The 18,704-nt window shown below is 42.5% G+C and carries 16 protein-coding genes, 1 pseudogene and 1 riboswitch; of the genes and pseudogenes, 12 read left to right on the top strand and 5 right to left on the bottom strand.

What is annotated here, in order from left to right; translation table 11 throughout:
- Positions 1-781 (bottom strand): GntR family transcriptional regulator (locus HMPREF0083_RS20715; RefSeq protein ID WP_021623705.1); only part of this gene is annotated, 781 nt, incomplete at its 3' end.
- A gap of 281 nt (positions 782-1,062) precedes the next feature.
- Between HMPREF0083_RS20715 and HMPREF0083_RS20710 the strand changes: the two genes are divergently transcribed.
- Genes HMPREF0083_RS20710 through HMPREF0083_RS20700 form a run of 3 tightly spaced genes read left to right on the top strand, consistent with a single transcriptional unit; the run spans position 1,063 to position 4,735 of the window.
- Positions 1,063-2,127: an extracellular solute-binding protein gene (locus HMPREF0083_RS20710; RefSeq protein WP_245191364.1), complete on the top strand. Its 1,065-nt coding sequence runs from the start codon at positions 1,063-1,065 to the stop codon at positions 2,125-2,127.
- On the top strand, positions 2,127-3,698 hold the full coding sequence (locus HMPREF0083_RS20705) for an ABC transporter permease (protein WP_021623703.1): 1,572 nt from the start codon (positions 2,127-2,129) through the stop codon (positions 3,696-3,698). The genes HMPREF0083_RS20710 and HMPREF0083_RS20705 overlap by 1 nt, the downstream gene beginning before the upstream one ends.
- The gene (locus tag HMPREF0083_RS20700; protein ID WP_021623702.1) at positions 3,695-4,735 is read left to right on the top strand and encodes an ABC transporter ATP-binding protein; all 1,041 of its coding nucleotides are present in this window, start codon (positions 3,695-3,697) and stop codon (positions 4,733-4,735) included. Before HMPREF0083_RS20705 ends, HMPREF0083_RS20700 begins: the two co-directional genes overlap by 4 nt.
- Positions 4,736-4,818: 83 nt before the next feature.
- On the opposite strand, the gene HMPREF0083_RS20695 is transcribed toward HMPREF0083_RS20700, so the two are convergent.
- Both HMPREF0083_RS20695 and HMPREF0083_RS20690 read right to left on the bottom strand, forming a co-directional pair.
- Complete coding sequence (locus tag HMPREF0083_RS20695) at positions 4,819-6,291, bottom strand: potassium/proton antiporter (protein ID WP_040304179.1); 1,473 nt, start codon at positions 6,289-6,291, stop codon at positions 4,819-4,821.
- Between the two features lie 409 nt (positions 6,292-6,700).
- On the bottom strand, positions 6,701-7,513 hold the full coding sequence (locus HMPREF0083_RS20690) for an alpha/beta hydrolase (protein ID WP_021623700.1): 813 nt from the start codon (positions 7,511-7,513) through the stop codon (positions 6,701-6,703).
- Between the two features lie 479 nt (positions 7,514-7,992).
- On the opposite strand from HMPREF0083_RS20690, the gene HMPREF0083_RS20685 reads away from it, so the two are divergent.
- Complete coding sequence (locus HMPREF0083_RS20685; RefSeq protein WP_021623699.1) at positions 7,993-9,708, top strand: methyl-accepting chemotaxis protein; 1,716 nt, start codon at positions 7,993-7,995, stop codon at positions 9,706-9,708.
- A gap of 65 nt (positions 9,709-9,773) precedes the next feature.
- Positions 9,774-9,989 (top strand): hypothetical protein, encoded by a 216-nt coding sequence (locus HMPREF0083_RS20680; RefSeq protein ID WP_021623698.1) that lies wholly within the window; start codon positions 9,774-9,776, stop codon positions 9,987-9,989.
- Positions 9,990-10,153: 164 nt separating this feature from the next.
- On the opposite strand, the pseudogene HMPREF0083_RS20675 reads toward HMPREF0083_RS20680, so the two are convergent.
- Together HMPREF0083_RS20675 and HMPREF0083_RS20670 are read right to left on the bottom strand one after the other, a co-directional pair.
- Positions 10,154-10,861: pseudogene (locus HMPREF0083_RS20675) on the bottom strand (class I SAM-dependent methyltransferase); the annotation flags it as partial.
- Positions 10,862-10,879: 18 nt separating this feature from the next.
- Positions 10,880-11,410 carry a GNAT family N-acetyltransferase gene (locus tag HMPREF0083_RS20670; RefSeq protein WP_040304177.1) on the bottom strand — a complete coding sequence of 177 codons (531 nt, stop codon included), beginning with the start codon at positions 11,408-11,410 and terminating at the stop codon, positions 10,880-10,882.
- Positions 11,411-11,642: 232 nt separating this feature from the next.
- A riboswitch (SAM riboswitch) is annotated at positions 11,643-11,742 on the top strand.
- Between the two features lie 97 nt (positions 11,743-11,839).
- On the opposite strand from HMPREF0083_RS20670, the gene HMPREF0083_RS20665 reads away from it, so the two are divergent.
- From HMPREF0083_RS20665 to abc-f, 7 genes are all read left to right on the top strand, one after another.
- The gene (locus HMPREF0083_RS20665) at positions 11,840-12,922 is read left to right on the top strand and encodes a sulfate ABC transporter substrate-binding protein (RefSeq protein ID WP_021623695.1); all 1,083 of its coding nucleotides are present in this window, start codon (positions 11,840-11,842) and stop codon (positions 12,920-12,922) included.
- Positions 12,923-12,939: 17 nt separating this feature from the next.
- Positions 12,940-13,779 (top strand): sulfate ABC transporter permease subunit CysT, encoded by an 840-nt coding sequence (gene cysT, locus HMPREF0083_RS20660; RefSeq protein WP_021623694.1) that lies wholly within the window; start codon positions 12,940-12,942, stop codon positions 13,777-13,779.
- A gap of 6 nt (positions 13,780-13,785) precedes the next feature.
- Positions 13,786-14,640, top strand: coding sequence for a sulfate ABC transporter permease subunit CysW (gene cysW / locus HMPREF0083_RS20655; RefSeq protein WP_021623693.1), 855 nt, complete (start codon positions 13,786-13,788; stop codon positions 14,638-14,640).
- 4 nt (positions 14,641-14,644) lie between these two features.
- Positions 14,645-15,787 (top strand): sulfate/molybdate ABC transporter ATP-binding protein, encoded by a 1,143-nt coding sequence (locus tag HMPREF0083_RS20650; protein WP_021623692.1) that lies wholly within the window; start codon positions 14,645-14,647, stop codon positions 15,785-15,787.
- Positions 15,788-15,940: 153 nt separating this feature from the next.
- On the top strand, positions 15,941-16,429 hold the full coding sequence (locus tag HMPREF0083_RS20645; protein WP_040304174.1) for a DUF1648 domain-containing protein: 489 nt from the start codon (positions 15,941-15,943) through the stop codon (positions 16,427-16,429).
- Between the two features lie 83 nt (positions 16,430-16,512).
- Positions 16,513-16,656 carry a hypothetical protein gene (locus tag HMPREF0083_RS28825; protein ID WP_021623690.1) on the top strand — a complete coding sequence of 48 codons (144 nt, stop codon included), beginning with the start codon at positions 16,513-16,515 and terminating at the stop codon, positions 16,654-16,656.
- A 97-nt stretch (positions 16,657-16,753) separates the two neighbouring features.
- Entirely contained in the window at positions 16,754-18,646 is a 1,893-nt protein-coding gene (gene abc-f / locus HMPREF0083_RS20640) for a ribosomal protection-like ABC-F family protein (RefSeq protein WP_021623689.1), read from the top strand.
- Positions 18,647-18,704: the final 58 nt, after the last annotated feature.

Raw genomic sequence — 18,704 nt, 5'->3', positions numbered from 1 at the left:
GTGGTGGCTGCCAAGCCATGGTAGTTTGGGACAGGGTCATCCTATTCATAAATTGTTGAGAAGGACTTACGTACATAATATTGGCATGACTATTCTTAAGCTCATGTATAGAAACCCCATCTTCAGTCAGAGGAATCGGATGTACCTGGAAACCATAGTTTAAAAAAGTATTTCTTGCGCCATCGTATCCAGGGTTTTCTACTCCAATGATGTGCTTATCAGTTTCTAGCATTTGGCACAAAAGAGATACAAGCTGTTGGGGGGTAGATCCTACAATAATTTGTTCAGGATTAGAAATGACGCCCCTGGCTTCGTACAGTAATCTGGCTAGCTCTTTTCTCAGTACATATTCTCCCTGAGCCTTTCCTTCTACTATATAGTTGCTTTGATTATATGCTATACAAGTGTTACGCACCTTATTCCAGTGATGGAAAGGGAATGTGTTAAGTTCAATGTTTCCGTAGCGAAAATCATAGCGTATCGTTTGAGTAAGAGAAGGATCTGACGTAGATGTATTATGCTGGGGTTTTGTTTCGCCTTGATATACTACTTTGTAGCCTTTTTTGGGAATGTTACGTATGTATTCTTCTGATACTAAAAGCTGATAGGCAACCTCAACCGTATTCTTGCTTACTTCAAACGATTGTGCACAGCTACGTATGGAGGGAAGAAGATCATCATATTGTAATTGACCATCAAGGATTTCGTTCTTGAAATATCTGTAAATTTGAAAAAAGATAGGTTTTTTGCTTGACAAAAGATTTAAAGAAAACTCACGCATTGTATTTTTCCACCTTTATACTCTTGAGAATATAAGCTCGGATTGCCAACTCTCAATAAGTGCGAACAACTGTATATACAATAGTATATAGCAACCGGCTTTCATTAGGTGTATATATATTTATTTTGATAAGAGAAGCGAAAAAACCCTTCTTTTTTTAGTCTATTGACATATTAAAAGTTAAATAGTAACATTAAAAACCGAAAATGATTATCAATATCGTAAGTAGAACGTTTGACTAACGAAGACTACATACACATAAGGAGAGGAAGCGATTGAACGTGGCCTATTCACATTTGCGTCGTAGAATTATGGGGGGATTGGCTATTCTTCTGCTTGTCTTTTCCGTAGCCTGCAGCAATGGCAGCAAGGAAGCAGAAGGAACCAAGACAAATACACCAGCGGAAAATAATAATCAAACACTCATTATTTATAATGGTCAGCACAAGGAAGCCAGCAAGGCTTTAGAAAAAGCTTTTACAGAAAAAACGGGAATCAAGGTAGAGTCACGTGAAGGTTCCAGCAATGAACTGGCACATCAGATAGTAGAAGAAGGCGGCAAATCGCCGGCGGATATTATTTATACCGAAGAGACAACACCGCTCATCATGCTTAAAGAAAAAGGTCTGCTTGAGAAAGCTAGCGATGCGGCACTTGCCAATATTCAGAAACAGTATGCAGATCCTGACGGTCAATGGCTTCCGGTAGTGGCCAGGTCACGTGTAGTTGTATATAATCCATCCATGGTGAAAGAGAGTGATTTACCAAAATCATTATATGATTTCTTAAAGCCGGAATGGAAAAACAAATTCGCTTTTGTCCCAACTAGCGGTGCATTCCAGCAGCAACTCTCTGCAATGATTAAGCTCGAAGGGCGAGATAAAGCAAAGGCGTATCTGGAAGGCCTGAAAAAATACGGCAAGGTATATAAAGGAAACAAAGATGTTTTAAACGCAGTGGAAAAAGGCGAAATCGGCATTGGATTCATCAATAACTACTATTGGGATAAGCTAGCCAAAGAAAAAGGCGCTGGAAATCTACATTCCAAGCTTTATTTCTTTGGTACAAACGATATCGGGGACATGTTGTCGTTTTCTGGTGCGGCTATCCTTAAATCGAGTCAGCACAAGGAAGCTGCACAGAAGTTCATGGAATTTATGACAAGCAAGGAAGGGCAGCAAATTGTGACCGATTTAAGTGCGCAGTATCCGGTAAACCCGAATGTTACGAATAAAAACCTTAAACCATTCTCCGAATTGAAGCCGCCAGCAGGTACGATGGATCTTGGGGAATACGGGGACGGCAAAGAAGCGAATAAACTTTTAGAAGAAGTAGGTTTGCTTTGATGTGGGCCCCTGTGCTGGGGAACCAGTGGAAACGCAAGAAGTCAAGGAGTCCTTCGCTGGGACTCCTTTTCCCTGTTCTACTGCTTTGTTTGCTGACGGCATTGCCTTTGCTGTATGTATTGCTGCGCGGCTATGAAGTTGGCTGGCATGAAGCCGTTCGTTTGATTTTTAGACCGCGTGTTTATGAGCTATTCTGGAATACGGTAAAATTGGTCGCAGCAGTCACTGCAGCAGCAAGCCTGATTGGAGTGGCTGCTGCATGGTGTATAGAGCGCAGTCAACTGCCCGGCAGAAAAGTATGGAATGTTCTTGTCACGCTGCCTTTGGCTATACCGGCTTTTGTCAGCAGCTATAGCTGGGTTTCCATGTATTCCGGACTGGAGCATTTCGGAGGAGCGGTTTTTATTTTAACCTTATCTACGTATCCTCTCGTGTATTTGCCTGTGGCGGCAGCATTGCGAGGAATGGATCCGGCGCTGGAAGAAACAGCACGATCTCTCGGAGTCGGCGCCTGGGGCTCCTTTTGGCGGATTACGCTGCCTCAGTTGCGACCCGCTTTATTTAACGGGGCTTTATTGGTTGCATTGCATATGCTGGCCGAGTTTGGTGCATTGGCCCAGTTAAAATATGAAACGTTTACGACAGCTATTTTTGATCAATATAATTTAGTCTTTAATGGAGCTTCGGCGGCGATGCTTACGTCGGTCCTGCTGTTTCTTTGTTTAGCTATTTTAAGTGTGGAATTGTTGGTACGAGGGCAAACTCGGTATGCCCGTATCGGCAGCGGAGCCTCTCGTCCGCATCGGCGTGTTTCGCTTACATGGACAAGGCCATTCGTATTGTGCGGATTTGTTGTGCTGGTATCGCTGGGAGTAATTATTCCTTTAGGAAATTTGTTCTACTGGCTATGGACTGGTTCTTCTGCTGACTTTCCTGTTCACGAAATCGCGGATACGGTCCTTTCAACGATTTTTCTAGGTTTCGGTGGTGCACTTCTGACGATGATTTTTGCTTTACCGCTAGTCGTGCTGTCGGTGCGCTACCGTGGATTTTTTCCGAATCTGGCTGAACGACTGCCGTATATTATTCATTGTATGCCGGGGTTAGTTATTGGCCTGGCGCTTGTTTTCTTCTCTATTCATTATGCTTCACCGCTGTATCAGACACTACCTTTATTGTTTATCGCCTATGCGATGTTATACTTGCCATTGGCCCAATCTTCTTTACGCGCGGGATTGGAACAGGCACCGGAACGATTAGAAGAGGTGGCGCAAACATTAGGACATCGTCGGTTGAAGGTTTTCTTTACTGTTACCCTTCCGCTTGTTATGCCGGGATTGGGTGCAGGTGCCGCGCTCGTATTTGTTCAGGTGATGAAGGAACTGACCGCGACGCTGTTACTAAGACCTACAGGACTTAAAACATTAGCGTATGAAGTGTGGGATCATACGAGCAACATCGAATATGCTGCCGCTGCTCCTTACGCAATTATTCTGATTCTTATTTCAGGATTGCCTGTATATTTGCTAACGATGCGTTCATTTACAAACGGAAAGAAGAGTGAGTCATGAAGAGTAAACTGCATCTTACTGGAATTTGTAAAACATTTGGCACGCTTACGGCTTTAGATGATGTTTCTTTAGAGTTAAGCACAGGACAAATTATGGCTTTACTGGGACCCTCCGGATGTGGAAAGACAACCTTATTACGCTGCATTGCCGGATTTGAAGTACCGGATAATGGTGTCATTAAGATTGAAGGAAATAACGTATACGATGCACACAGGAATATTCCTCCAGAAAAAAGAAGCATCGGTTATGTTCCGCAGGAAGGTGCTTTGTTTCCACATTTAAACGTTGCAAAAAACGTCGCCTTTGGCTTATCCCGAACAGAGCGCCAGACAAACAGGGTGGAAGAGATGCTGGAAATGGTAGGGATGGAGGGATTGCAAAAGCGGATGCCCCATGAGCTTTCTGGAGGACAGCAGCAAAGGGTTGCCCTGGCAAGAGCACTGGCACCCTCGCCTTCAATCGTTCTGCTTGATGAACCATTCAGCGCCCTGGATGCCGGACTTCGGGCATCGCTGCGGGAAGATGTCCGTCGAACGCTAAAACAGGCTGGAGCTACTGCCATAATCGTCACGCATGATCAGGAAGAAGCGATGTCTATGGCTGATGTAGTTTCTGTTATAAGGAGCGGAAAAATTATTCAAACAGCCGATCCAGAGACGATTTACCATTATCCTGAAGATGAAGAAGTGGCTTCATTTGTTGGTGAAGCTGTGTTCTTGCCTGCGATCGTTCGGGATAATGAGGCCCAATCTATATTCGGCCCTCTGCCTGTTAACCAGCGCTGTCGGATAGTGGATGGAGAAGCAACGCTGATGATTCGACCGGAGCAGTTTACAGTTGGGGAGCCTGGAGAAGGTACGCCGGCGCGGGTTGTTAGCAATGTTTATTTTGGGCACGATTCGCTTGTCAGGCTACATGTTAGTCATTCTTCATCTGAAATGGAGATATCTGCCCGCATTTTGGGAATGAAACGATTTGGCGAAGGAGAGGTGGTAGGCCTTTCCGTAAAAGGAAGCGTAATGGCTTATAAAGCCTAACGTGGTTTGATAAGCTGACCAGGGAATATGTGAAAGCAGTTCTTCGCGATGTGGGGAAGGACTGCTTTTTTTCTCTGCCAGTGTCAGGTGGTGCTATGCTGCGGTTCATGTTTTTCTTCAACAGTAAAAAGACGCTTTACATTTTTGTGCTTTCCTTTTGGTGCCATAATATATAAGATATCGCCTGCTTTTATCTCTGTGTCCCCCTTTGGTGTCAAAAGTTTTTCGCCGCGAATGACTGCTGCGATTAAAATTTCGTCCGGTAAATCAAGATTCATGATAATTTTGTCAGCGACTGCCGCATGCTGCTGAATGCGAACCTCCATCATATCTGTATTTGTTTTTCCGATAGAGATGAGTTCGAGGATATGCGGAACCGTGATTTTTTCACCTTGTGAGAGGCCAAACGCCCTGGCAAGCGGCGAGATGGTTGACCCTTGAATCAAAGCGGATGTTAATACAACAAAAAACACCACATCGAAAATCAATTGGGCGTTTGGTAATCCAGCCAGCAGGGGATATGTGGCTAGCACAATAGGAACAGCGCCACGGAGACCAGCCCAGGAGATAAAAATTTTCTCTTTAAAGGTAAAACTCATCGAGAATGTACTAATAAATACGCCGACAGGACGTGCGGCGAACATAAGGAGTACAGAAAGGACAAGCCCTTGCCAAGCAATATCGGGCAGTTCTTTCGGAAAGACAAGCAGTCCCAGAAGAATAAACATCAAAATTTGCATCATCCAGGATAAGCCTTCATTGAAACGGCTAATGGAATGACGGTAGGTAATGTCTGCATTTCCCGTATATACAGCCATTGCATACACAGCCAATAGTCCGCTTCCGTGAAACCAGGTTGTCATGCCATAAGTTAAAACGGCAAAGGAAAGGGCAAGAACTGGATAAAGCCCGGAAGAATCAAGGTTGATTTTATTGATGGTCCATACGGCAACTACACCGAGAAGCACCCCCATGACAAGGCCAAATCCCATCTGCCAAAAAAAGCTTAGAATCATGCCTGTGACACTCGATTCTGGCGTCTGAATCAGCGCGATAAGGGAGATGGTCAAAAAGATGGCCATTGGATCATTGCTTCCAGATTCCGCCTCCAGGGTCGAAGTGATTCTTCGTTTGATGTTTTTGTTTCCGAGTACGGCAAATACGGCAGCGGCATCCGTCGATCCTACGATGGCTCCAAACAGCAATCCTTCCAGCCAGGTTAGATGTAATATGTACTTAGCGCATACTCCGATAATGAGGGTAGTAAAAAGCACGCCAATGGTTGCCAGAGAAAGTGCAGGCTTTAATATAGGCCGCATGTGTGTCCACTTTGTTTGCGTTCCTCCATCGAACAAAATGATAATAAGTGCCAGTATACCGAAAAGCTGGGTTAAATATGCGTTGTCGAAATAAATAAAATGGTTCAGGACCATGCCTACCACAACAAAGAAAACAAGTGAGGGTACGCCTAGCCTTGAAGAAAATTTGGCAGTGATAACACCAAGAACAAGCAGAATAGAGAATAGGAAGATCACATGATCTGTTGAAAAATCCAAATCGCTCACCTACTTTATTTATCTCATCTTTATTCCATCTTAACAGTAGTAATCCCCCCTATCTTAAGACTTAGGAAGATGAGGAGGTTTAGATGGAGGATAAAGAAACCCATCTCAGAAAAAAGTTTTACATTATTATTGTAACAAAAATGCATGGTTAACATGAATTATACAAACGGTACACGAAAATTTTCGCTTGTGAAAAAGGATGGCAGATTCAGCGGCACCTATCACGAAAACCATTCGCTCCGCTGAAATGAGACATAGAAGTAGCCATAAAAAATACGTTGTCCTTTCTGGAAGTTATAGAGAAAGGATAACGTATTTTTTCATTTTGAGGCATGGTCCTTTGTATAGAAGCTACACCTGATAGTTCGGCATTATAGTGTGGTTGGTAGTAGGGGGATCTTTATTTCTTTGGGTTCAAAGCAAAACGTATAGCCTGGCTGATCAAGGTTGGCAGTACGGATACATGTCCTTCACCTTCAAACTGTTTGAACATCACTTTCATTCCCTGGCTTGAGAGAGCGGATAAGCGTGCTGAAAGTTCTTTCGCGTTATCGCAATTACCGGATATATGAGTTTTCTCCAGCTCTCCTACACCAAGCAGCAGTTGGACGTTGACAGATTTCTTTTTCACATGAGCCATGAAATTCCGCTCTTGTTCAAGCAAGTATTGCCTGTTCCAATGAATGGACGGGCTGCCTGCAATATAGCACTGAAAAGCCTCCGGTTTAGTAAATAACGCATACAATGTGAAAAGACCGCCGAGAGAATGACCAAAAATCGTTTGTCTGCTGCTGTCAATCCTGAATTTGCGTTCAATATGCGGCTTCAGCTCTTCCTCGATGAAATTCAGGAAAGCAGCAGCTCCCCCTTGTTCAGGAAGAGCGGTTCCGTCGGGTTTTTGATGGTATTCTGTAGTGGGAATTGGCGTGAAATCGTAAAAGCGCTCTGGTGCATACGGTTCTTCAGTTTGATAGCCAATACCTACAATAATCGCCGGAACTACTCCGGTCTTTTCGGGCCGACGGCTTTGCAGGCGTACAGCTTCCACCATCGTTCCGAATACGGAATTAGCATCCAGCAAATAAATGACTGGATACCCTGAGGGAGGCGGATCTTCAGCGGGTTGTGCCACCATAATTTGGTACAGGCGATTTTCGGCCTGCGAATGAACCATCCATTGTTCAGCATGAGGAATTTCTACTTTGTGGCGCATTATCTAGAACCCCCTTGGTATACTTTTCAATTTCCTTTATAGGTAGCTGCGTCCTATATAACTGTTAGTTCATTGTGCTACCGCAATAAAATGCATCTTTCTTTGATAATTATTATCAATGAGATTGAGTATAAAGCATGTATATACGATTCACCATAGACGTTATCCAGAAAAACATTTGGACAAATTCCTGTTGACAACCGATAATATTGTTCCTTGCATGAAAAAATTACGGAGAAATTGGCCTTGCAGGCGTCTCCTTGATAAAAATATTTTAGTTTGTAATCTCAAATAAAATAAAATTACATTTTGGACTATTTACCTTAAAAAAAACAACCGATAATGTAAGTGAGTAGTGATATATAATACTTTTTGGATATATATGTAATAAATGACATGCAGCATATTCCAATGCTTTAGATGTAGTTTTCTCCTTCTATTTAAATAAAGACTAATAATTGTAGAAAAGGGGCTGTTGTATGAGTTTAGTAAAAAATTGGAAGGTAAGTAAAAAAATATTTGGATTGATTTTTTTAGCAGCAATCTTTCTTGTTGCTGTTGGTTGCGCAGGATATTATTCTATCCAAAAAGCAAACGGATATCTGGATGAAACGTATGATAAAAGGCTTATTCCAGCACAATTGGTAGGTCAAATACGCACGAATATGAGGGAAATTGACTCGTATATTCTTGAACTAATGCTGACAACAAATACACAAAAAAACAAGGAATTACAAAATTCGGTTCTCGAAAAGCGTAAGCAGACAGATGAATTGCTAGACAATTTAAATCAAATAGAAACAGATGCAAAAGAAAAACAAATATTAACGGATTTTCAACAGGTATTAAATGCATATCGAAATGCGCGGCAAGAGGTTTTGGATTTGGCAACAAACAATCGCAACATAGAAGCTTACCAAGTATATGTTTCTAAAGTAACTCCAGTCAGTGAAAAAACAAAAAACGTTTTAGAGGAACTGACAATATATAATCAAGACTTGGCTAAAAAAACGAATGAAGCGAGTGACAAGGCCGCTACACAGACAACGTGGATTATCATATTGCTTACGATAGCATCGATGGCTTTATGTTCTGGGGCAGGTGTATTCCTTTCCCAAATGATTACCCGTCCTTTACAAGACATCCAGAATTTAATGCAGAAGGCAAAAGATGAGGATCTGACCGTATATGGAACCTATCAATCAAAAGATGAAATTGGAAAATTAACAGCTGATTTTAACGATATGATAGCACAACTACAAGCAATTATTAAAAAGGTAAGCGATAGTGCTGTAAGTTTATCAGCAAGTGCACAAGAGCTTTCTGCTAGTAGCGAACAAACCTCAGAGGCAACCCAACATATTGCTGTTGCCATTCAGGAAGTAGCCAGTGTAGCAGAAACACAAGTAAAAGGAATGGAAGAGAGCGCAAGTGCAATGGAGGAAATGGCCATTGGGATTAACAAAATTGCTGAGTCGTCCGCCATTGTTTCTGAGGCCTCAAATGAAGCAACGAAAAAGGCGGAGAATGGAAATCGAATTGTACAAGCAGCAATGGGGCAAATGCGTGATATTCAATCTTCTGTAGGTGAATCAGCAGAAGTAGTCAAACGATTAGGGTTACGTTCGGATGAGATTGGAAAAATTGTTGAGGTGATTACCGATATTGCAGAGCAGACCAATCTTCTATCTTTAAACGCCGCGATTGAAGCGGCCCGGGCAGGGGAGCATGGCCGCGGATTTTCAGTAGTAGCAGATGAAGTGCGAAAGCTAGCTGAACAATCAAAAGAATCAGCGGAAAATATCGCTTTTATCATTAAACAAATTCAAAACGAAACGTCTATTGCTGTAGCTACCATGGAGAAAGGAACCCAGGATGTGGAAAACGGAGTTTCCACTGTACAGGGAGCCGAAGAGGCATTTGAACACATTGTACAAGTTATTGAAAATATCGCTTCCGAGATTCAGGAAGTATCGGCATCTTCGGAACAAATGGCAGCCGGTTCGGAACAGGTGAGCGCTTCTGTAACAGAGGTGGAAAATAGTGCGAAGATGTCACGTGATCACGCACAGCGAGTAGCAGCCGCTTCAGAAGAACAATTAGCTTCCGTTGAAGAGGTTACAGCCGCCACACAAGAGCTAAGCAAAATGGCGCAAGAGTTACAGGAAATGACGAGCCGATTTATATTAAATTAAAAGGATGCAAAGATCTACAAGGCTATTAATCCAAGTTTCTTTTTTGTAGGAGAAAAAGGATCCGTATGCAAATAATAAAAGAATATAGAAAGTGTGAAAATTGTTGGTGGGCAAAAGATGAAGGCTGCATGAGAAAGCTATGCTGTTTTAATCATTTTTGGATAAACACCCCTGAGCACTTATGTTATGGATGGCGTCCGATAAAAACTGAAGAAAGATATGCATATTTAGAAAAGTATGGTTACGAGCATAAAAGAGTAGGTATCATTCCAATACTATAATAAGGATGATTAGGAAGCTGATTTAATTTATAGAGGTCAGCTTCCTTTTTTTAGGTGGTGCGAAAGTCGATGATGTTAGCCTATTAGACTGTGAATAAGCAAAAATAATAAACAACCTCTCAATCTTTAATGATTGAGAGGCAAACCTATTATTAGCCGAAATATTATTTTTTTATAGCATGGATATAATGAATCGTTTCGAATGCAGACAAATAATCCGTCCGATTGCTAAAGAAAAGGTCATTTATCGTAGCTGGTGATAAATGTTCATAAATTAGTAAACCTGATTTTTCTAACATATTCTCGATTTCATAATAAGTGAAACACGATTTCATTGGTTCTCCACTTGCTGAAGCCATTTTCACCATATTCTCAACTCTATTAGACATACCTTTTTCTTCAAAGAGTTTTTCGTCTGCATAATCAAAAACTATAGAACTTCCTGATGGGACTTTGGTGAATAAATTATTTATCAAGCTTGAATTTTCCTCTTTAGTTAAATAATAAGAAACACCCAAAAGGCTAAAGAAAGTTTTTTTGTTATTAAACCCTTCATCTATTAGATTTTGATAGGAAAACGTATCGGTGAAATCCATAGAAACGAAATGAAGATTACTCGGGATTTTAAAATTGGCATTATCCAGCCTTTTCTTTTTAAATTCCTGTGTAGCTGGATAATCAATTTCAAATATTTCTAAGCTGTTTTTCAACTCTGGGTGTCGGAAACAAAAAGTATCTAACCCAGCTCCAAGTATAACATACTGCTTTAATCCTAGCATAACTTCATTAAGTAATACTTTTTCGCAATACGCAGCACGTGCTAGGGGTGTTGGAGAAAGCTGGACTTGGGTAATCCATTTTAAAATTTCATCTTTTGTCCATTTATCAAATCAATCTGTTATTAGCTTTGAATACATATTGAGATCGTTAAACTTTTCTTTTGATTTCTCATACTGTCTAAGCGTTCCTTCGAACGTAAAGTTTAATTTTTGCAAGACTTTTATTGATTTCACGTTTTCAGGTTCTACTTTTGCTTCAATTCGATTTAGTTTTAAAGATGAGAATGCGTAATCTAACAAGGAACAAATGGCTTCTGAAGCATATCCCTTACCCCAAAAAGCTTTAGCAATGTCGCATCCAATTTCAGCTTTTGCATTTTCGAAATCCAAGGAGTTATAACCGCAAGATCCGATAATTTCATTGGATTCTAATTCAATTATGGAGAAACGAATAGCTTTATTATTCTGAGCAAGTTCATCAAGAAGCCTGATCATATCTTCCGCTTGATTTTTATCAGTGAAACAACTAACATTCATGAATTCGGTAACATCTGGATCGGACCAAATCTTAAACAAACTGGATGAATCTGATGCGTTCATTTTTCTTAAATGTAATCTTTCTGTGTGCAACTCTGTAATCAATACTTTTACCTCCATTGTATGTTTGTAGTTGGGTTAAAAATATTGACATCTGCGCATAGTTCAGTCCTTTCATTTTTAAGATAGTTTTATTATACAGGGTACAAAGACATAAAGCTATCGAACAAAAGGGATTCGGCAGAAAAAAGAAAAATATTTCCTTTATTCCAACTTGACTAATTGGTAAAATGAGAATAGAATAAAATCAATTATTGTAGCATGAAACAATCGAATGCTCTTATCCAGAGAGGTGGAGGGACTGGCCTGATGATACCTCGGCAACCGGTGTAAAGCCGGTGCCAATTCCAGCAGAACCACGTTCTGAAAGATAAGGGGCTAGACATCTTTGTTTTATTGATGCATCAGCCTCTTACATACGTAAGGAGCTGATTTTTTTTCATTCATTTTAAGAAGAGAGAAGGAGCGAGAATCATGCAGAGGTTGCGAGAAGGAAACAAGGGAAAAAGAAATGGATTGCTTTATGGATTGGTGTTCAGTATGATGGCTGCCCTGACACTTGGCGGATGCTCCGGCTCTTCCAAGGAAACGGGCACAGCGGCAGAAGCGGGAATTTCAGCAAAAGAGGCCGTGCAAATCTTGAATGTGTCGTATGATCCAACACGGGAGCTGTATCAAGAGTACGATAAGGCCTTTTCTGCTTATTGGAAGAAAAAAACGGGGCAAACAGTGAACATTAAACAATCTCATGGTGGATCAGGAAAGCAGGCACGAGCCGTTATTGACGGACTGGAGGCGGATGTAGTAACGTTGGCGCTTGCATACGATATCGACGCAATTCAGAGTAAAGGATTAATTAAAGAAAATTGGCAGAAGATTTTGCCTTCCAATAGTTCTCCGTATACATCTACAATTGTATTTTTAGTGCGGAAAGGAAATCCGAAAGGGATCAAAGATTGGGATGACCTTATTAAACCGGGAGTTTCCATTATTACACCTAATCCGAAAACATCCGGTGGTGCGAGATGGAATTATCTTGCAGCCTGGGGATATGCATTGAAGAAGCAGGGCGGAGATGAGAATAAGGCAAAAGAGTTTGTAACTAAAATTATTAAGAATGTACCAGTATTAGATTCCGGTGCCAGGGGAGCGACTACAACGTTTGTCGAACGCGGGATCGGAGATGTATTGATTACTTGGGAGAATGACGCTTTGCTTGCAGTGAATAAGCTGGGTAAAGGTAATTTCGAAATCGTTAATCCTTCACTTAGTATTTTGGCTGAACCGCCGGTAGCTGTGGTGGATAAAGTAGTAGATAAGCGCGGTACACGCGAGATATCCGAGGAATATCTTAAATATTTATATTCCGAGGAAGGCCAGGAAATCGCTGCAAAGAATTACTATCGTCCTGAGTCGAAAACAGTTGCAGCCAAATATGGGAAGCAATTTCCGAAAATTAACATGTTTACGATCGATGAACTGTTCGGAGGGTGGAACCAGGCACAGAAAGCACACTTTTCTGATGGTGGGGTCTTCGACCAGATATATAAACCATAGGGCATGAGGAAAAAGCGATGAAAACAATATGGAAACAATTTAGCGTATTGCCTAGCTTCTCATTAACGCTGGGCTTTACCATCTTTTATTTGAGTCTGTTTGTCCTGCTTCCATTGTCGGCCGTTTTTCTTAAAACAGCCACAATGGATTGGGGAGCACTCTGGGTTACGGTGACAGACCCGCGTGTACTGGCTTCCTATAAATTGAGCTTTGGCGCTTCCTGTGTCGCCGCGCTTATTAATATGGTGTTCGGCCTTTTGATAGCCTGGGTGCTCGTCAGGTATTCCTTTCCTGGAAAACGTATAATTGACGGATTGGTCGATTTGCCGTTTGCACTGCCAACTGCTGTTGCAGGCATTGCGCTAACGGCCATTTATTCCGAGAACGGCATCATTGGTCATTATTTACAATTATTTGGGATAAAAGTAGCGTTTACACCATTCGGTATTATTGTTGCCCTTACATTCATCGGACTGCCTTTTGTTGTGCGCACCGTACAGCCAATCCTGGAAGATCTAGATGCTCATGTGGAAGAAGCGGCGGCTTCGCTTGGGGCGACGGGCTGGCAGACATTTCGTAGAGTAATTCTGCCTGAGTTGTATCCGGCGTTGCTGACAGGATTTGCACTGGCGTTTGCCAGAGCGTTAGGAGAGTACGGTTCTGTCGTATTCATTTCAGGCAATATGCCGATGTATACCGAGATTACCCCTCTACTGATTATGAGTAAGCTTGAACAGTTTGATTATGCAGGTGCTACGGCGCTCGCTGCCGTTATGCTACTCGCTTCTTTTGTTCTACTTTTGTTTATTAATCTAATTCAATGGCGGACTGGCCGCCGTTATGCTGCTAAGGGGTGATAAGCGATGGAGAACCCGATTCCGTCTATACGAGTACAGCCGAAAAGCGGCACAATTATTCGGTGGCTACTCATAGGCATTGCCTTTTTGTTTCTTTTTTTGTTTCTCTTGCTTCCTTTGTTTACGGTGTTTTACGAAGCGTTAAAGGAAGGGGCACAAGCATACCTGGCTTCACTTACAGAGCCGGATGCACTTGCGGCAATTCGCTTGACACTGCTGACGGCCGCTATTGCTGTTCCATTGAACTTAATATTTGGGATAGCAGCTTCCTGGGCCATTGCCAAATTTGAGTTCCGGGGCAAACATTTGCTGCTTACATTAATCGATTTACCATTTGCAGTATCGCCTGTAATTTCAGGGTTGATCTTTGTTCTGCTGTTCGGTACAGAAGGTCTGTTCGCTCCTTTGCTTGCAAAGTATGATGTGCAGATTATTTTTGCGGTGCCGGGTATTATTCTGGCGACTGTATTTGTTACATTTCCTTTTGTGGCGCGTGAGCTGATTCCCCTTATGCAGTCCCAGGGAACAGAGGAGGAGGAAGCGGCGCGCTCGCTCGGAGCGAGCGGATGGCAGATTTTTTTTCGTGTGACGCTGCCGAATATGAAGTGGGGATTATTGTACGGCGTTATTCTTTGTAATGCACGGGCGATGGGGGAGTTCGGTGCCGTCTCTGTTGTATCCGGTCATATCCGTGGGTTGACGAACACGATGCCTTTGCATGTGGAAATTTTGTATAACGAATATAACTTTGCCGCCGCCTTTGCCGTTGCATCTCTTCTGGCGCTCCTGGCGATAGTGACGCTGATTGCAAAAAGCATTGTCGAATGGAAAACGGTTCATCAGGAATATACGAGGAGGTAGAAGCATGGGTATTATAGTGAAAAGCCTTAGTAAGACATACGGTAGCTTTGTCGCGTTGCACGATATTAATCTGGACATAGCTGAAGGGGAGCTGATCGCGCTGTTGGGGCCGTCCGGTTCCGGCAAGACAACACTGTTGCGTATCATCGGTGGAATGGAAGTATCCGATTCGGGTAGCGTACTGCTGGATAACGAAAATCAAGCAAACAAAAACATGCGTGACCGGCATATTGGCTTTGTATTTCAGAATTATGCCCTGTTTCGTCACATGACTGTTTTTGAGAATGTGGCGTTCGGCCTTCAGGTGCGTTCACATAAGCTTCGTCCGTCTAAAAAAGAAATTCGTAGCCGTGTGATAGAGCTTCTGAAATTAGTACAGCTGGAGGGGCTGGAAAAACGGTATCCGTCCCAATTATCGGGCGGGCAGCGCCAGCGTGTAGCATTGGCACGGGCGTTGGCGATCAAGCCGAAGGTACTGCTGCTTGATGAACCTTTTGGAGCATTGGATGCTAAAGTGCGGCAGGAGCTGAGGCGCTGGTTGCGTAAGCTGCATCATGAATTGAATATCACGACCATTTTTGTTACGCATGATCAGGAGGAGGCGCTGGAGGTAGCAGACCGAATCGTAGTAATGAACAGGGGAAAAATCGAGCAGGCAGGTACAGCGGAAGATATTTACCATAAGCCAGCAGGTGCCTTTGTTTATCGTTTCCTCGGGCAGGTTAACCACATACAGGGCTATATTCGGGATGGAAGTGTGCATGTTGGCCCTTTGACATTGAAAACAGCAGTGCCTGAGTCTGTAAACGGGCAGAATGTTGACGTATTTGTGCGCCCGCATGCAGTTGGGATTGCCAGTGAATGTAGTACGCCTGATATGATAGCAGCCAGGGTGAGCCATATGTATCAGGCTGGATCCAGGATAAAGGTAGAACTGGAAGCGGAGGGGATCCAGAAGACGATTGAAGCGGAGGTGACAGAAGAATATCAGCGCCAGATCGGATTGTCGCGCAATCAGCATGTATACATCACCTTTAGAAAAGCGAAGCTGTTCGGGCCAGATGGAAAACCGATTGATTACGAGGCATCTTATGAGTCTTCGTCTCTTCAAGCGAAAGAAGAGGCGAGAATTCCGCAAATTTCATAAGGAACATTTCTTCTCCGGCCTTGACGCCACAAAGCGGCCGTGTCTCTTCCTCGTGAGAAAGACGAGGGAACACGCCGACGCGTGCACCTTCTTTCTTCCACCTTATGGATCATCAACAGGCGTGGTATGATAATAAAGAAAGGGAGGGGTACAATGGTTAATCGGCCTAAGTTAGAAATTCCAAAAACAAAAATTGAAGTATGGCATGATATCGTATCCATTGCTATCCTGGCTGGCACGTTTATATATTTATATTTTGTGTGGCCTACATTACCTGAGAGAATTCCGATTCATTTTAACGGTTTAGGTGAAGTGGATGGATGGGGGAGTAAAAGCAGCCTGTTTATGCTGCCAATTATTAGTGTGGTTTTGTATGTTGGCTTAACTATCTTGGGTTACTACCCGCATACCTTTAATTATCTTCGTGAAATCACCGAAGAAAATGCGCACCGGCAATACGTAATTGCTCGCATGATGATTAGTTGGATGAAGATTGAAATCATGGTGTTGCTCAGTTATATTGAATGGCAAGTGGTATTTGGAAACATGAAAGGCTTAGGGGGAGGGTTTTTGCCTGTCATTTTAATCGTTTTCCTAGGTACGATCATGTTTTATGCGGTTCGCTCATTGCGAACTCCTTAGATTTTTAAATTCCGATCTATACAAGACCAGATGGATTATGCTATAATTTTAGGGAAAAGTTTCCATGGAGGAGGTGCAGGTACGTGTTTGGAATTGTTCAGACTTGGTTCATTGTAGAAGCTGCCAGTATTACACATGATTTTTCGCACCAAGGGGGAAGTCTGCCCTTTTTTACCTCTACAATTGAACAGGAACCATTCTATTCATGGCGTACCATGCATCTATAACGCAAAAAGGTAATTGTTTTAATTACAATAATGATGCCACAGGTATATTGCCTGTGGTTTTTTTGTGCTTTTTGCAAATCCAAGGAGGAAACTTACTATGATTATTGCAGCAACAAAAGGGATATCAAAGACATACGGAATAGAGCCAGTTTTAAAGGATATCACAATAGAAATTCATTCCCATACCCGGGTCGGCATTGTTGGACCGAATGGAGCGGGAAAGACAACATTGTTAAAAATTATAATCGGTATGGAGACAGCGGATAAAGGAGAAGTTTTCCGTGCCAAGGGTAGCACATGGGCGTATTTGCCCCAGTCTCCACAATATCCGATAGATTGGAACGGGCGGGATGTCATTCAGAGTGCGTTTGCAGATGTAAGCGAAATTTCCGAATCCATGCGTAAAATTGAACATGCTATGTCAAAACCGGGCTGCGACGAACTTAAACAAGAGAAGCTGCTGCAAAAATATCAGGCACTGCAAGAGCAGTTTGAACGCTTAGATGGATATGCAATGAATGTGAAAATGAATAAAGTTATTGAAGGCTTACACATTTCCGAACCCATGTTAACGACTCCTTTTGCACAGCTAAGCGGTGGAGAGAAAACAAAGATAGGAATAGCCAAGCTGCTTTGTCAGCAGAGTGATGTTCTTCTGCTTGACGAGCCTACCAATCATTTGGATGTAGAGTCCATGGAATGGTTGGAGCAGTTTTTGCGGGATTATGCAGGTACAGTAATCATCATCTCGCATGATCGGTACTTCCTTGATGCTGTGATTACCTCCATTTATGAGGTAGATGGAGGCGAGGTGAATTTTTATCAAGGGAACTACAGTGCATTTGTCAAAGAAAAAGAAGAGCGCTTGCTTCGTCAGTTTGCCGAGTATCAGGAACAGCAAAAGAAAATTAAAAAAATGAAAGAAACGATTAAGCGATTAAAAGAATGGGGCAATCAATCAAACCCGCCTAATGAAGCGTTCCACCGTCGTGCCAAAAGCATGGAAAAAGCATTGGAGCGCATGGAAAAAGTTAGTCGGCCGCGTATGGAAGAAGAGCGGATGGGACTGCTCTTCCAGAAGACGGATCGTAGCGGGCAGGATGTAATTGTCGTAGAAGGCATAAGCAAGAGTATTGCTGGAAAGCAGTTGTTTACTAACGCCAGTCTCTTTGTTCGTTACGGTGAACGAAAAGCTTTACTTGGCAGCAATGGTAGCGGCAAATCAACGTTTATTAAAATGCTTCTGGGAGAAATAAAGCCGGATGACGGTGTGATTAAAATTGGAAGCAGTGTAAAAGCAGGCTATCTTTCCCAACAGGCGCTAGAAGGCGATCCGAATCGAAGAGTGATTGATGTGTTTCGTGAAGTAGCCATGGTGACAGAAGCAGATGCCCGTCACTTGCTGGCGAAAGTCCTGTTTTATGGGGAGCATGTTTTTAAAAAGGTAGGTAGCTTAAGTGGGGGAGAGCGGATGAGACTTCGTCTGGCTCAATTAATGCATCAAGAGATTAATTTATTGATTCTCGACGAACCGACTAACCACCTGGACATCGAATCACGTGAAACATTAGAGGAAGCAATTGCCGAATACCGTGGCTCTCTTTTCATCGTTTCCCATGATCGCTATTTTTTACAAAAAACGGTAGATGGTGTTTTTTGGATTACAAACGGTCAAATTGTGCGTTATGAAGGAACGTATGAGGATGTGAGAGAGAAACGGAAACAAGAACATGCAGAGACACCTGTAGTAGTAACAAAAAAGGAGACATTGCAAAAAGTAACTTCGAAAAAAAAGGTTAACCGTTTTAAACTTCAGCAAATCGAGAATGTAATCATGTCCTTGGAAGAAAAACGAGAGGAGCTGATCAAAAAATTGGAGAATGGGGGGGAAGACTATCAGCTTTTGATGGAAGTTCAGGCAGAATTAGATGGATGTGAGAAAGAGATCGAGAGGCTGTATGCAAGCTGGTATTCCATGCAAGAAGGATAGTGGAAGGCGAAATGTGTTATGTCGTACCAAGGGTGTTGATTATCCAGTATGATCCAGA

Source organism: Aneurinibacillus aneurinilyticus ATCC 12856 (genome assembly GCF_000466385.1).
Lineage (GTDB): Bacteria > Bacillota > Bacilli > Aneurinibacillales > Aneurinibacillaceae > Aneurinibacillus > Aneurinibacillus aneurinilyticus.
This window is presented reverse-complemented; position numbering and strand designations above follow the sequence as displayed.